This window comes from Sphingomonas liriopis, assembly GCF_024211255.1.
GTDB classification, from domain to species: domain Bacteria; phylum Pseudomonadota; class Alphaproteobacteria; order Sphingomonadales; family Sphingomonadaceae; genus Sphingomonas; species Sphingomonas liriopis.
In genome coordinates this window covers 91,569-105,957 of sequence record NZ_JAMLDY010000004.1, presented here as the reverse complement: position 1 = coordinate 105,957, position 14,389 = coordinate 91,569, and the positions used below count along the sequence as shown (strand labels likewise).

Sequence of the window (14,389 nt, the reverse complement as noted above, 5' to 3'; positions counted from 1 at the left end):
TATCGCCAAGTGACCAAGTCGTCGGCGCATGCATCCTTGTCGCGCGCCCTTGCGTTCCTGCTATCCGCCCGCATCGTCACGGGTGACAAAGGAACATGGTGCCCGCCTACCTTCATGCCGTCGGCACTGCCGTGCCCCGCAATGACGTCCATCAGGCCTTCATCGGCTGGGCGCAGACGCGCGTCCAGCCGCGTACCGCGCCGCTGTTCGCGCGCATGGCGGCACGTGCCGGCATCGCGCACCGCTGGTCGGTGCTGGCGACGGACGACGGCGGGAGCCCGGTCGATCCGGGCGGGTTCTACGCCGGCGCCGCGCCCGGCACGGCGGCACGGATGGCGGTCTATGCCGCGGAGGCGCCGACGCTGGCGCTCGCCGCGGTGGCCGATCTGGCAGGGCAGGTCGACGTGAACGGGATCACGCATCTGGTCGTCGCCAGCTGCACCGGCTTCGTCGCGCCGGGGATCGACCAGATCATCGCCGCGCGATTGGGCCTGGCGCCGTCGGTCGAGCGGCTGCTGATCGGCTTCATGGGCTGTTATGCCGCGGTCGTGGCGTTGCGTAGCGCGCGGCATATCGTCCGGTCGGAACCGCAGGCGCGCGTGCTGGTCGTCACCGTCGAACTGTCGTCGCTGCACCTGCAGGAAACCGCCGCGATCGAGCCGCTGCTCGCGATGCTGCAATTCGGCGACGGCGCCGCCGCCGCGCTGGTCACCGGCGAGGCGGGCGGGATCGAACTCGGCCAGCCGTTCGCGGCGACGTTGCCCGACAGCGACGCGCTGATCCGCTGGACGATCACCGACACCGGCTTCGCGATGCATCTCGACGGGGCGGTGCCGGGGCGGATCGCCGGCGCGCTGGCCGATGCCGGTTTCGCCGGCACCGTCACCGGCGGCGCAGACGCGGCCGACCTGTTCTGGGCGGTGCATGCCGGCGGGCGATCGATCCTCGATGCGGTGCAGGCGGCGCTGGCGCTGCCCGAGGGTGCGTTGGCGCCGTCGCGCGGCGTGCTCGCCGACAATGGCAATATGTCGTCGGCGACGCTGATGTTCGTGCTCGCCCGGTTGCTCGCCGATCCGCCCGCCGCGCGCGACGGTGTCGCGCTCGCCTTCGGTCCCGGTCTTGCCGCCGAAGGGCTGGCGCTGCGGTTCGCGGCATGAGCCTCGCCGTGCGGGCCGAGGCCGAAGAGCTGATGGACGCCGACGACCTGCCGCCGGACGTCTATGCCGCGGTCGTCGCCGATCTGGCGCGGGTCAATACCGTGACGCTCGCGGCACGGCCGACGCTGGCCTTCCTGAACCGCGCGGTGGGCGATGCGAAGACGCTGCGGCTGCTCGACGTCGGGTTCGGCGACGGCGACATGCTGCGCCGCATCGCGCGCTGGGCGGAGCGGCGGGGTATCGCCGCCGAGCTGGTCGGCGTCGACCTCAACCCGCGCAGCGAAGCGGCGGCGCGCGCGCATACGCCGCCGGGGCTGCCGATCGCATGGCGCACCGGCGATTATGCGGATCTTGCCGGGCAAGGCTGGGACGTCGTCATCTCCAGCCTCGTCGCGCATCATATGACGCGGGCGCAGCTGATCGCCTTCCTGCGCTTCATGGAGGCAGAGGCGGCGCGCGGCTGGCTGGTCAACGACCTCCACCGTCATGGCGTCGCGCATGCCGGCTTTCCATTGCTCGCAAGGCTCGCGCGCTGGCACCCCATCGTCCGCCATGACGGCACGCTGTCGATCGCGCGATCGTATCGGCCGGCGGAATGGCCGCCCCTGCTCGCCGCGGCGGGCGTGCGCGACGCGCGCGTGTTCCGCGCCTTTCCGTTCCGGCTGTGCGTCGAACGGCTGCGCTGATCGTCGGCGGCGGGCCGGCGGGGTCGGCGGCGGCGATCCGGCTGACGCAGGGCGACCTGCGTCCGCTGCTGGTCGAGCGGCACCCGCAAGGCGATGCCTTGTGCGGCGGGTTCGTCAGCTGGCGGACGCTCGACCGGATCGCCAGCCTGGGCGTCGATCCCGACAGCCTCAACCGGCAGCGGCTGACCCGCGTCGTGGTCTATGCCGGCGGGCGGGTGCGCGAGGCGGCGCTGCCGCGGCCGGCGATCGGCGTGTCGCGGCATCGGCTGGATACGTTGCTGCGTGCCGCCGCCGCGCGTGCGGGGGCCGAAATCGAAACCGGCGTCACCGTGCGCAGCGTCGAGGGGCAGGTCGCGCAGCTCGCCGACGGCGGAGCGATCGGGGCGGAGTCGCTGTTCCTCGCCACCGGCAAGCACGACCTGCGCGGCCTCGCCCGGCCCGCCGAAGCGCGCGGGGTCGATCCGACGCTGGGGCTGCGCGTCCGGCTAAGCCCGGCGCCGGTGCTGACCCGGGCGCTGGGCGAGCGGATCGAGCTGCACCTGTTCGACCGCGGCTATGCGGGCATCGCGCTGCAGGAGGATGGCAGCGCCAATCTGTGCATGGCGGTGCACCGGTCGCGGCTGCACGAGGCGGGCAGCCCCGCGGCGTTGCTCGCGATGCTCGGCGCCGCGCATCCGCGGCTGGGCGAACGGCTGGCGTATCTCTCCGCCGGCACGCCGATCGATGCGATCGCCAACGTGCCCTATGGCTGGCGCGAGCGGCACGGCACGCCCGGGCTGTTTCGGCTCGGCGATCAGGCCGGGGTCATTCCCTCCCTCGCCGGCGAAGGCATGGGCATCGCGCTCGCCAGCGGCATCGCCGCCGCCGATGCGTGCCTGCGTGACGGCCCGGATGCGGCTGCGGCATGGCAGGTGCGGTTCGCGGGACAGCTGGCGCGGCCGATGGCGGTCGCCGGACTGGTCCGCCGCATCGCCGAGCATCGCGGGGCCGCCGCCGCGATCGCCATGATGCCCCCCGGCCTGATCGGGCTGATCGCGCAGGCGACGCGCGTGGGGTGGTGACGGCAACACCGCTTGTCGGGAGGGGGGTTAACGCGTAATTGCAACGTCCTTCATGGCCCGTGCGCGTACCCCCCGCTCCGCTCCCGCCCCCCGCTCGCGTTGGCGGCGGCGGATCGTCGTCACCCTCCAGATCCTGATCGGCCTCGCCGTGCTGGCGCTGGGGGCGCTGGTCATCGCCGTCTATGTCGCGCGCTCGCAGCTGCCGAGCTTCGACGAGCTGAAATCCTCGCCCAACGGCCAGATGATCCGCGTCCATGCCGCCGACGGCAGCATCATCGCCTCGCTGGGTCCGAGCTATGGCGAATGGCTGCCCTATGCGCAGATCCCCGGCGTGATGCGCGACGCCACCGTCGCGGTCGAGGATCGCCGCTTCCGCAGCCATCCCGGCGTCGATCCGATCGGCATCGCGCGATCGGTCCAGGTCCGCTACGAACGCGGCCGCTGGATCCAGGGCGGATCGACGATCACCCAGCAGCTGGCGCGCAACGTCTTCCTCAACAACCAGAAGAAGTTCGGCCGCAAGTTCCGCGAATGGATCCTGGCGCTGGCGCTGGAGCGCAAATTCTCCAAGGACCAGATCCTCGAACTGTACCTCAACAAGATGTATTATGGCGGCGGCACCTATGGCATCGACGCCGCGAGCCGCAAGTTCTTCGGTCATGGCGCCGACCGGCTGAGCATCGCCGAGGCGGCGGTGATCGCCGGCCTGGTCAAGGCGCCGTCCAACTATTCGCCGACCGCGGACGTCGACGCCGCCAAGGGCCGCGCTGGCGTGGTGCTGAAGCAGATGGTCCGCGCCGAGGTGATCACGCAGGGCCAGGCGGATGACGCCGATGTCGACGACCTGAGGCTGACCCCTGAAAAGCAGCAGAATTCGGCGCGCTATTTCACCGACTGGGCGCTGCCGCAGCTCGATACGCTGATCGACGAGACGACCGCACCGCTGGAGGTGTGGACGACGCTCGATCCCGCGATGCAGCGCGCCGCCGACGTGGCGGTGCGCGAGAATGCGCCGGCGGGGGCGCAGGGCGCGCTGGTCAGCCTCGACCGCGACGGATCGGTGCGCGCGATGGTCGGCGGCAAGGATTATGTCGCCTCGATCTACAATCGCGCGACGCAGGCGCAGCGCCAGCCGGGATCGGCGTTCAAGCTGTTCGTCTATCTCGCCGCGCTGGAGGCGGGGCACAAGCCCGAGGATTCGATCGTCGACGAACCCGTCACGATCGACGGCTGGAGCCCGCGCAACGATTCGCGGCGCAATTCGGGATCGGTGACGTTGCGCACCGCCTTCGCCTATTCGCTCAACACGGTGGCCGCAAAGCTGGGACAGGAGGTGGGCTTTGCCACCATCGCCGACATGGCGCGCCGCTTCGGCATCACCACGCCGATCAACACGCATCCGGCGATGGTGCTCGGCACCAGCGACGTGCGGCTGATCGACATGACCCGCGCCTTCGCCAGCGTCGCCAACAAGGGCGTGGCGGTGACCCCCTATGGCATCACCCGCGTCACCGCGAACGGGCAGGAAATCTACCGCCACGAGGTCGATCGCAGCCGCGTGCTCGTCGCGCCCTATGTCGCGGCGCAGATGACCGACCTGTTGCAGACCGCGGTCAACACAGGGACCGGTCGCGCCGCGCAGATCGGCCGGCCGGTGGCGGGCAAGACCGGCACGACGACGTCGCTGAAGGACGGCTGGTTCCTGGGTTTCTCCAGCGGCCTCACCACCGGCGTGTGGATGGGCCGCGACGATGCGCGCCCGATCGCCGGGCTGCACGGCGGCACCGCGCCCGCCAAGGCGTTCGCCGCGTTCATGAAGCCCGCCACCGCGAGCCGCCCGATCGAACAGTTCGAGACGCAGGTGACGCTGCCCGAATGGCAGCTGGAGCCCGACGAGGAGACGTATTTCGGCCAGCCCGATGCCGAAACGGGGGGCCAGATGGTCGATGCCGACGGCAATCCCCTGCCCCAGCAATCGCCTGACGAACAGGCGCAGGAGGGTGAGGAGGGGCCGCGGGCGGCGCCGACCGCGCAGCCGCAGCAGCAGCTCGACGATCTGATCGATCGCGTCACCGGCCGCGACGCGCCGGCGCGCGACGATCGCCGCGAACCGTCAGGCCGCGACGATTCGCGGCCGGTGCCGCCGGTGGTCCGCCAGCCGCTGCAACGCCCGCTTCAGGACGACCGCCCGACCCAGTGAAGCGCCGCGCCATGGTCGCGCAGCCATGCGCGCGCCGGGGTGGGATCGCCGTCGTACAGCCGCTCGACCAGCGCGTGGAAGGCGGGGGCGTGGTTCATGTGGACGCGATGCGCGACCTCGTGCGCGACGGTCGCGCGCCGCACCCAGCCGGGGGCGAGGATCAGCCGCCAGCTGTAGCGGATCGTCCCGTCATGCGCACAGCTGCCCCAGCGGCCGCGGGCATCGCCGATGGCGACGTGGGCGACGGTCACCCCCGCCTTCGCTGCATATTCGGCGGTTTCGGTAGCGAGCAGGTCGAGCGCCTGCCGCTTGAGCCACGTCTCGACGCGGCGCGGCAGCGTTTCCAGCGGTCCCGACAGCGACAGCGTGTCGCCCTCTAGCTCGACACGGCGGCGGCTGCCCGGTTGCCAGTCGATCGTCAGCACCCGGTCGGCGACGGTCAGCACCATGCCGGGCGCATAGGGCCGCGGGCTTGGCAGGCGGGCGCGCTGCTCGGCGATCCACTCCGCCTTGCCCGCCGCCCAGGCGAGCGCCGGTTTCAGTGCTGCCCGCTTTGGTACCACCAGCCGGGCGCGGCCGCTGGCGGGGTCGAGGCTCAGCCGGATCCGCCGCGCCGTTGGATGGCGGATCACCTCGAACGGCGGCTCGTTCACAATTCGCGATCGACGATATGGTTTTCGAGGTCGCCGACATCGTCCTCGCTCACCGTCCAGCCGCGCACCGAGATGCCGGCGGTGTGCACCGATTCGCGATCCCCGCTGATGAGATAATGCCAGTCGCGCAACGGCTCCCCCGCGGCGCGCAGGCGATAGGCGCAGGTCGAGGGCAGCCAGTCGATATCGCGGACGTTGCCCGCGGTCAGCCGTACGCATTCGGGGACATAGGCGCGGCGATGCTTGTAGTCCGAACAGAAACCGCTGCGCCGGTCGAGCAGGCGGCAGGCGACGTTGGTCGGCACGACCTCGCCCGTATCCTCGTCCTCCAGCTTGTGGATGCAGCATTTGCCGCAGCCGTCGCACAGTGCCTCCCACTGACCGCGGTCGAGCTGCTCGATCGGCAACTCCCAAAATCTACTCATGGTATTTCGTCATTTCGCCCAGCGCCCGATCTCGGCGGCCACCGCCTGCGCGTCCTTGTCGGACGGCAGCAGCGCGAGCGGCTTGCCGTCGGGGTCCATCAGATAGGTAGTGCGGCTGTGGTTCATCAGATAGCCGCCGCCGGGCTGTGCCTCGCCCTTGCCGGCGAACACCGCGAACGCCTTGGACACCGCGGCGATCTGCGCTGGCGTGCCGGTCAGCCCGACCATGCGCGGGTGGAAATTGGCGACGAAAGCCTTGAGCACGGCGGGCGTATCGCGCTCGGGATCGACGGTGACGAAGATCGGCACGATCCGGCGGCCGAGCTCGGGATCGCTCCTGTCGATCTGTGCCAGCGCCTTGCCGATCGCCGCCGCGTCGGTCGGGCAGACGTCGGGGCAATAGGTGTAGCCGAAATACATGATGCGATATTGGCCGGCGAAGTCGCGGTCGGTGACGGTGCGCCCGTCCTGGTTGGTCAGCGTGAACGGCCCGCCGATCCTCGCGCCGGCGAGCGGCGGCGCCTCGGTCGCGGCGGGGTGGCAGGCAGCAAGGGCGATGGCTGCAATCGGGGCGAAACGCAGAATGTTCATGACCGTGCCAGCTGTGATCTGTTACCCCCGCCCCCGCAAGCCTTCGTCAAGGGACCCTATGATGCTTCGCCGCCGTTTCCTCCTCACCCTCGCGCTCGCCGCCGCTGCGGTCCCCGCAGCCGCGCAGCAGCAGTCGGAAAGCTACAAATTCCTGTCCGCGATCGAGAAGGAGGACGGCAAGGTCGTCACCACGATGATCGAGACGCCGGGCAGCACGATCATCAACACCAAGGCGGTGACCACCGGCAAGGGCGCGCTGCACATCCTGGTGGGTCATTCGGGCAACCTCTACATGCAATATCTGCTGCAGCATAAGGCGGACCCCAACATCCGCGATGCCAAGGGCAACACGCCGCTGATGCTGGCGGCGCTGGCGGGGCGCGAGGACCTCGTCGACCTGCTGCTGAGCTACAAGGCGAACCCCAACCTCGCCAACGGATCGGGGCAGACGCCGCTGATCCTGGCGGTCAACGCGCGCAACGAGCCGATCGCGCGGACGCTGCTCGCCAAGGGCGCCGATCCCGACCAGACCGACAATATGGCGGGCCTGTCGGCGCGCGCCTATGCGCTGCGCGATTCGCGTAATCCGGTGATGGTCACGCTGTTCAAGGACGCGCCGAAGAAGGTCCGCGCACAGGTGGCCGGGCCGAAGTTCTGACGGCCGCCGTATTTCACGTCATCCCCGCGCAGGCGGGGATCCATAATGATGACGCCAGCGGATCGAGCCGAAAGATCAGCCAGTATGGATCCCCGCCTTCGCGGGGATGACGGATTATGGCGGGACGGTCAGGCCCCCACCAGCCGCGCGACCTCCGCGAAATCCGCCGCCACCGCATCGACGCCGAGCGCGCGCAGCCGCGCGTCGTGGCCGACGCCGCAATGGGTGCCGGCGCACAGGCCGATGACATAGCCGCCGGACGCGACCGCACCGGTGGCGCCGACCGGCGAATCCTCGACGATCGCGCAGTCGGCGATCGCGACGCCGATCGCCGCGGCGCCGTGCCAATAGAGATCGGGCGCGGGCTTGCCCTTCGCGACATGTTCGCGCCCGCTATAGATATGGTCGCCGAACGCATCGCCCAGGCCGATATGGTCGAGGTGGCGGCGAATCCACTGCGTCGGGCTGGACGACACCACCGCTTTGGGCAGATCGGCGGGCAGCGCGCGGACGAAGGCGACGGCGCCCGCGACCGCGTCGATCCCGTCCGCCATCGCGCGCGCATCCTCCGCGGCGCGTGCGGCGTGGAAGCCGTCGGGCACCGGCCCGCCGATCCAGCGTTCGATCGCGGCGAGGAAATCGGGGCCCGCCAGCCCCATGAAGTTCGCCATCGAATCGGCCGGCGTCGTCGGATGTCCGGCCCCGGTCAGCCATTCGGCGATCTGGCGGTTGCCGGCATATTCGCTCTCGATCAGCACGCCGTCGAAGTCGAACAGCAGCCCGGCGAACCTCACGCCGCGGCACTCCCGCGCGCGCCGAACAGCGCGCTGCCGACGCGGACGTGCGTCGCCCCCAGCGTCACCGCGGTCGCATAATCGGACGACATGCCCATGCTGAGCCTGTCGAGCCCCGCCTCGCGCGCCAGCTTGGCGAGCAAGGCGAAATAGGGCGCCGGCTCGAGATCGGCGGGGGGGATGCACATCAGCCCGACCACCGGCAGCCCGGCGCCGCGCGCCGAATCGAGCAACGCCGACAGGTCGGCGATCGCGCAGCCGCCCTTCTGCTCCTCGGCACCGATATTGACCTGCACGAAGCAATCGGGCCGCCGGCCGCTCTTCGCCATCGCCTTGCCCAGCGCCTCGACCAGCGACGGGCGATCGACCGCGTGGATCGCGTCGAACAGCGCGACCGCCTCGTCCGCCTTGTTCGACTGGAGCTGGCCGATCAGGTGCAGCGCGACGCCGGGATAGGCCTCGCGCAGCGCCGGCCATTTCGCCGCCGCCTCGGCGACGCGATTCTCGCCGAACACGCGGTGCCCGGCGTCGAGCAGCGGACGGATCGCCGCCGCCTCGTGCGTCTTCGATACGGCGATCAGCGTCACGTCGGCGGGCTTGCGGCCGGCGAGGCGGGCGGCGTGGGCGATGCCGGCGACGACGGCCTCAAGCGGAGGGGCCTCGAGCGGGGGAGTGGCAGCGGTCATGCGCGTCGCTATAGCGGCGTGGTGGCCAATCTGAACCGCAATTGCGATCCGCGCCGCCACGCCTGGCTGATGACCGACGAACGGATCGGCAAGGCGCTGTTCCCGACGCTGCGCGCGCTGCCGCCGGGCGCGGGCGTGGTGTTCCGCCATTACGGCCTGCCCCGCGCGGAGCGTCACCGGCTGTTCCTGCGCGTCCGGCGGCTGGCCCGCGCGCGCGGGCTGCGAATCAGCGCGGCGGGTAATTTGGCGGGGGCGCCCTCGCATGGCGTTCGGCGGGCGCTCACCCATGCGGCGCACGATCGGCGCGAGGCGATACGCGGCGTCCGCGCAGGCGCGACGTGGCTGTTCGTGTCGCCGGTCTTCGCCACGCGCTCGCATCCGGGCGCCGTAGCGCTGGGACTGCGCCGGGCACTGGCGATCACGCACGGGCTGGATGCGGGACGCGTGGCGCTGGGCGGCATGACGGCGGCGCGCTGGCTGCGCGTACGGCGCTATGGGTTCGAGGGTTGGGCGGCGATCGACGGTCTGGTGGTTGTGTCCCGTCATCCAGCATAGGGCCGATCGACGTTCGGCGGGGGCACCGACCTGCTGAAGAAGAAGAGATGTTCACGCGGAGGCGCTGAGGACGCAGAGGTGTTGCGCGTGGGGCGCGCGTGGTCCTGTCATCTTGACGGCCTGATGGAGAGCGCCGCTGACGCGGCAGGCGTGACACCTCTGCGTCCTCCGCGCCTCCGCGCGAAACACTCTTTTTTCTTTCACACGCCGCCATGGGACGCGAATGTCAGTGGACGGGCATAGCCCGGTAAACGTCGAAAGCTGCGAACCCGTGTTCCCGCGCAGGCGGGAACCCAGAGCCCAGCAGAGCAACCGCTGCTGGTATTTGCGGCTCCTGGGCTCCCGCCTTCGCGGGAGCACCCGTGGGTTTCGCGGAGCACTTGCGCGAGCCTCGCAACGTCGCGGGCCGCCGATCAGAAGCGGAAGGCGGTGCCCACGTAGACCGACTGGCTGTCGCGCCGGTTGTCGTCGACTCGCGTCAGCCGCTCGCGGTCCGAGCGATAGCGCATGCCGGCGGTCAGATCGAGGTTGCGGGTCAGCGCGTAGGAGCTGCTGACGTCGACCGAATAGCTCGGCATGTCCTGCGTCAGCTTCGGCGTCGCCGTCGTCTCGAGCGGGCGGTCGGCGACCGCCAGCACGCGGCTGCTCGCGCGGCCGGCGCGATAGGTCAGCGCGACGTCGGTCGATTCGCGGCTGCCCGGGATCGGCCCCAGATCGACGCGGTTGATCGCGCCCGACACCGCGAACCGCTTCCAGCCCAGCGACACGCCGAGGTTGTAGGCGATCGGCTGGATGCCGACGGTCGGCGCCTGCACCGCGGCGGCGGCGCGGCCGGCATCGGCCAGCGTCGTGCGGCTCGACCGGGCACGGACGGCGACGGTCACCGCGCGCTTGTCCTGACGCGCCTCGGCCGGGGTGAAGCGGAAATCGGCGCCGTCCAGGCCACCGCGCGCGATCGCCGCGGCGAGCCGCGGGTCGGCGGCGGCGGGCGTGAACGATCCGGCGAAGCGCGACGTGGCGGCGGGTCGCCTGGCGGGCTGCACGCGTTCGGCGGCACCGAAGGCGGGCGCGACGACGACACCGGTCACGCCGAGCGCCACCGCCATCATCCCAGCCATCGCACGCCCCGTGGCACGCATCGCAAACACAAGCAGTCCCCTCGACTCCCGCTGCAACGCGCCTACCATGATTCCGGCCCGCGCCAATATGGAAGTATCGCTGGCCGATGCATCATTTTGTCCGACTGTTGCAATCCGCACACATATTGTGGGTTTGTGGGCGGCCTACATGGCAGCCGGCGGCACAGAACCCTCGCTTGCGGGGCACCCCCCGCATCTATAGAGCAAGGGCGCTCCAATTTTTGCAGGACAGTCACGCCCATGATCCGCTCGTTGCGCACCGCCCTCATGGTCGCCGCCATCGCCCTGCCGCTCGCCGCCTGCGGTGGCCGCGGCGGCAACGCCGTAGCCAAGACCGATCTCGCCGCGTCGAAGGTGACGACGATCGGCGTCAACGCCTATCTGTGGCGCGCCAGCCTCGACACTTTGTCGTTCATGCCGCTGGTCCAGACCGATTCCAACGGCGGCGTCATTGTCACCGACTGGTACGTCAACCCGCAGGTGCCGAGCGAGCGGATGAAGGTGACCGTCTCGATCCTCGACCAGGACCTGCGCGCCGACGCGGTGCGCGTCGCGGCGCTGCGCGAGGTCAACCGCGGTGGCCAGTGGGTTTCCGCCCCCGTCGCCGCCGCGACGACGCAGAAGCTGGAGGACGTGATCCTCACCCGCGCCCGCGACCTGCGCCGCGCGTCGATCGCGGGCTGACGCCCGCATGCGGTGCCGGCCCACTCCCCCACCCGGCCGCCCACATAGTATCCTGATTGGGTGGCCGGGTGGGGGAGTGGGCCGGCACCGCACCGTGAACGGAGTTCACGATCAATGACTCGTTTCAACCCGCTGACCGCGGACTCGGCCTGGCAAAGGGTCTGGGACGACCGCCAGACCTTTGCCGCGCGCGACGATAGCGGCAAACCGCAAAGCTACGTGCTGGAGATGTTCCCCTATCCGTCGGGGCGCATCCACATGGGGCATGTCCGCAACTACACGATGGGCGACGTGCTCGCGCGCTTCCGCCGGATGCGCGGGTACGAAGTGCTCCACCCGATGGGCTGGGACGCGTTCGGCATGCCGGCCGAGAATGCGGCGATGGAGAAGGGCGTGCATCCGGGCAATTGGACACGCCAGAATATCGCGACGATGAAGGCGCAGCTGAAGCGGCTCGGCTTCGCGCTCGACTGGTCGCGCGAACTCGCGACGTGCGAGCCGGACTATTACGGCCACGAACAGGCGCTGTTCCTCGACATGGTCGCGAGCGGCCTCGTCTATCGCAAGGAATCGGCGGTCAACTGGGACCCGGTCGACATGACCGTGCTCGCCAACGAACAGGTGATCGACGGCCGCGGCTGGCGATCGGGCGCGCTGGTCGAGAAGCGCAAGCTGAACCAGTGGTTCCTCAAGATCACCGACTTCGCCGACGAGCTGATCGAGGGGCTGGGCAAGCTCGAACACTGGCCCGACAAGGTCAAGCTGATGCAGGAGAACTGGATCGGCAAGAGCCAGGGCCTGACGTTCGGCTTCCGGGTATCGAATGGCGAGACGATCGACGTCTTCTCGACGCGCCCCGACACGATCTTCGGCGCCAGCTTCGTCGCGGTCGCGGCGGATCATCCGATCGCGCAGGCGCTCGCCGGCGATCCCGCGGTCGCCGCGTTCATCGCGCGCTGCAAACAGGGCGGCACCACCGCGGCCGAGCTGGAGACGCAGGAAAAGCTCGGCTTCGACACCGGCCTCACCGCCGCGCATCCGTTCGATGCGGAGCGGCAGCTGCCCGTCTATATCGCGAATTTCGTGCTGATGGACTACGGCACCGGCGCGGTGATGGGCGTGCCCGCGCACGACCAGCGCGACCTCGACTTCGCGCGCAAATACGGCCTCGCCGTGCAGCGCGTCGTGTCTGACGGCGACCAGACCGACGCCGTCTTTGCCGGCGACGAGGCGTACACCGGTCCCGGCGCATTGGTGAACTCGCACTTCCTCGACGGGATGGACGTCGAGGACGCCAAGCGCGCGGTCATCACCCGTGCCGAGGACGGCGGCTGGGGCAAGGGCTCGACCGTCTATCGCCTGCGCGACTGGGGTGTCAGCCGCCAGCGCTACTGGGGTACGCCGATCCCGATCGTCCATTGCGAGGATTGCGGCGTCGTCCCCGTCCCCAAGGACCAGCTGCCCGTCGTGCTGCCCGAGGACGTGAGCTTCGCGATCCCCGGCAATCCGCTCGATCGCCATCCGACGTGGAAGCACGTCGATTGCCCGGCGTGCGGCAAGCCGGCGGTGCGCGAGACCGACACGCTCGACACGTTCGCCGATTCGTCGTGGTATTTCATCCGCTTCGCCAGCCAGCCCAAGGACCGGCCGTTCGATCGCGCGGTCGCCGAGAGCTGGCTGCCGGTCGGCCAGTATATCGGCGGCGTCGAGCATGCGATCCTCCACCTGCTCTACGCGCGCTTCTGGACGCGTGCGCTCAAGCATATGGGGCAGCTCGATATCGCCGAGCCGTTCACCGGGCTGTTCACGCAAGGGATGGTGACGCACGAGACGTACAAATCGTCGGATGGCCGCTGGCTGTCGCCCGATGACATCAGCGACGGGATCGAAACCGCGACCGGCCAGCCGGTGACGATCGGCCGCGTCGAGAAGATGTCGAAGTCGAAGAAGAACACGGTCGATCCTGAACCGATCGTCGACCGCTACGGCGCCGATGCGACGCGCTGGTTCATGCTGTCCGACAGCCCGCCCGAGCGCGATCTGCCGTGGAGCGAATCGGGGATCGAGGGTGCGTGGCGCTTCGTCCAGCGGCTGTGGCGGCTGTTCGACGGCGAAGGCATTGCGCCGGGCGAAGGCGGCGACGTCGCGCTCGACCGCAAGCTGCACCAGACGATCCTCGCGATCGAACAGGATATCGAGGCGCTCGCCTTCAACAAGGCGGTCGCGCGCATCTACGAACTGTGCACCGCGATCGAGCGCGCCGTGCCGTCGCCGTCGCGCGGCAATGCGATCTATACGCTGATGCTGCTCGTCGCGCCGATGGTCCCGCATGTCGCCGAGGAAGCCTGGGCCGCGAAGGGCTTCGACGGCCTGATCGCCGATGCCGCCTGGCCCGAGGTCGATCCCGCGCTGCTCGTCGAGGACGAGGTGACGATCGCGGTGCAGGTCAACGGCAAGCTGCGCGACACGCTGACGCTGCCCAAGGACATGCCGCGCGAGGAGATCGAGGCGGCGGCGCTGGCGTCGGACAAGATCGTGCGTATCCTGGAGGGCAGGCCCCCGAAAAAGGTGATCGTCGTGCCCGGACGTCTCGTGAACCTCGTCGCATGAGGCGGCTGCTGATCCTCGCGCCGCTGGCGCTGCTCGCGGCCTGCGGGCTCAAGCCGCTGTATGGCGGCGGTGCCGGCGGCACGGTCGCGGCGACGCTGACGCGGGTCGAGGTCGCGCCGATCGAGGGCAAGTCGGGCTGGCTGATGACCAATGCGCTGCGCGATCGGCTGACCGCGAACGGCACGCCGCAATATCGGCTCGACGTCCGGCTCGACGACAAGATCGCCGGCCTCGGCGTCCGCCGCGACGACAGCGTCAGCCGCGAGCGGCGCACGTTGCGCGCGCGCTATCAGCTGGTCGACCTCGCCGACGGCAGCGTGCTGATCGACGCGACCGCGGGCTCCGATGCGGGGATCGACGTCGTCCAGTCGGAATATGCGACGATCGCGGCGGAGAATACCGCGCTGGAACGCCTATCCGGCATCGTCGCCGACCAGATCGTCTCCCGCCTCGCGCTCTACGCACAGCGCCGCCCGGCGCGATGAGGCCG

At 70.0% G+C, this 14,389-nt stretch carries 15 protein-coding genes; 9 read left to right on the top strand and 6 right to left on the bottom strand.

Translation table 11 applies throughout. The features are described 5' to 3' along the window. Positions 1-95 precede the first annotated feature (95 nt). The 4 genes from M9979_RS04220 to M9979_RS04205 are packed head-to-tail and all read left to right on the top strand — an operon-like array spanning position 96 to position 5,104. Positions 96-1,157 (top strand): type III polyketide synthase, encoded by a 1,062-nt coding sequence (locus tag M9979_RS04220; RefSeq protein ID WP_254288086.1) that lies wholly within the window; start codon positions 96-98, stop codon positions 1,155-1,157. Next, positions 1,154-1,843, top strand: coding sequence for a methyltransferase domain-containing protein (locus tag M9979_RS04215; protein ID WP_254288085.1), 690 nt, complete (start codon positions 1,154-1,156; stop codon positions 1,841-1,843). The genes M9979_RS04220 and M9979_RS04215 overlap by 4 nt, the downstream gene beginning before the upstream one ends. After that, positions 1,822-2,904: an NAD(P)/FAD-dependent oxidoreductase gene (locus tag M9979_RS04210; protein WP_254288084.1), complete on the top strand. Its 1,083-nt coding sequence runs from the start codon at positions 1,822-1,824 to the stop codon at positions 2,902-2,904. The genes M9979_RS04215 and M9979_RS04210 overlap by 22 nt, the downstream gene beginning before the upstream one ends. Before the next feature lie 52 nt (positions 2,905-2,956). Further along, positions 2,957-5,104 carry a transglycosylase domain-containing protein gene (locus tag M9979_RS04205; protein WP_254288083.1) on the top strand — a complete coding sequence of 716 codons (2,148 nt, stop codon included), beginning with the start codon at positions 2,957-2,959 and terminating at the stop codon, positions 5,102-5,104. On the opposite strand, the gene M9979_RS04200 is transcribed toward M9979_RS04205, so the two are convergent. Genes M9979_RS04200 through M9979_RS04190 form a run of 3 tightly spaced genes read right to left on the bottom strand, consistent with a single transcriptional unit; the run spans position 5,080 to position 6,773 of the window. Next, the gene (locus M9979_RS04200) at positions 5,080-5,757 is read right to left on the bottom strand and encodes a M48 family metallopeptidase (RefSeq protein WP_254288082.1); all 678 of its coding nucleotides are present in this window, start codon (positions 5,755-5,757) and stop codon (positions 5,080-5,082) included. The genes M9979_RS04205 and M9979_RS04200 overlap by 25 nt on opposite strands. After that, a complete protein-coding gene (locus tag M9979_RS04195) occupies positions 5,754-6,182 on the bottom strand; it encodes a YcgN family cysteine cluster protein (protein WP_254288081.1) in 429 nt (142 codons plus the stop codon). Before M9979_RS04195 ends, M9979_RS04200 begins: the two co-directional genes overlap by 4 nt. Before the next feature lie 9 nt (positions 6,183-6,191). After that, a complete protein-coding gene (locus M9979_RS04190; RefSeq protein WP_254288080.1) occupies positions 6,192-6,773 on the bottom strand; it encodes an SCO family protein in 582 nt (193 codons plus the stop codon). Positions 6,774-6,831: 58 nt separating this feature from the next. On the opposite strand from M9979_RS04190, the gene M9979_RS04185 reads away from it, so the two are divergent. After that, positions 6,832-7,431 (top strand): ankyrin repeat domain-containing protein, encoded by a 600-nt coding sequence (locus M9979_RS04185; protein WP_254288079.1) that lies wholly within the window; start codon positions 6,832-6,834, stop codon positions 7,429-7,431. A 128-nt stretch (positions 7,432-7,559) separates the two neighbouring features. Here the strand turns inward: M9979_RS04185 and M9979_RS04180 are convergent, their stop codons facing one another. Continuing rightward, complete coding sequence (locus M9979_RS04180) at positions 7,560-8,225, bottom strand: HAD family hydrolase (protein ID WP_254288078.1); 666 nt, start codon at positions 8,223-8,225, stop codon at positions 7,560-7,562. Next, the gene (locus tag M9979_RS04175; protein WP_254288077.1) at positions 8,222-8,911 is read right to left on the bottom strand and encodes a YggS family pyridoxal phosphate-dependent enzyme; all 690 of its coding nucleotides are present in this window, start codon (positions 8,909-8,911) and stop codon (positions 8,222-8,224) included. The genes M9979_RS04180 and M9979_RS04175 overlap by 4 nt, the downstream gene beginning before the upstream one ends. A gap of 21 nt (positions 8,912-8,932) precedes the next feature. Between M9979_RS04175 and M9979_RS04170 the strand changes: the two genes are divergently transcribed. Beyond that, positions 8,933-9,466 carry a thiamine phosphate synthase gene (locus M9979_RS04170; protein WP_254288076.1) on the top strand — a complete coding sequence of 178 codons (534 nt, stop codon included), beginning with the start codon at positions 8,933-8,935 and terminating at the stop codon, positions 9,464-9,466. A gap of 413 nt (positions 9,467-9,879) precedes the next feature. Here the strand turns inward: M9979_RS04170 and M9979_RS04165 are convergent, their stop codons facing one another. After that, positions 9,880-10,584 carry a hypothetical protein gene (locus tag M9979_RS04165; RefSeq protein ID WP_254288075.1) on the bottom strand — a complete coding sequence of 235 codons (705 nt, stop codon included), beginning with the start codon at positions 10,582-10,584 and terminating at the stop codon, positions 9,880-9,882. Positions 10,585-10,845: 261 nt separating this feature from the next. Between M9979_RS04165 and M9979_RS04160 the strand changes: the two genes are divergently transcribed. The 3 genes from M9979_RS04160 (at position 10,846) to lptE (ending at position 14,384) form a co-directional block, all read left to right on the top strand. Further along, positions 10,846-11,289 (top strand): DUF3576 domain-containing protein, encoded by a 444-nt coding sequence (locus M9979_RS04160; RefSeq protein ID WP_254288074.1) that lies wholly within the window; start codon positions 10,846-10,848, stop codon positions 11,287-11,289. A gap of 114 nt (positions 11,290-11,403) precedes the next feature. Further along, a complete protein-coding gene (leuS, locus tag M9979_RS04155) occupies positions 11,404-13,899 on the top strand; it encodes a leucine--tRNA ligase (protein ID WP_254288073.1) in 2,496 nt (831 codons plus the stop codon). Continuing rightward, positions 13,896-14,384, top strand: a complete 489-nt coding sequence (lptE, locus tag M9979_RS04150) for an LPS assembly lipoprotein LptE (protein ID WP_254288072.1) — start codon at positions 13,896-13,898, stop codon at positions 14,382-14,384. Before leuS ends, lptE begins: the two co-directional genes overlap by 4 nt. Positions 14,385-14,389: the final 5 nt, after the last annotated feature.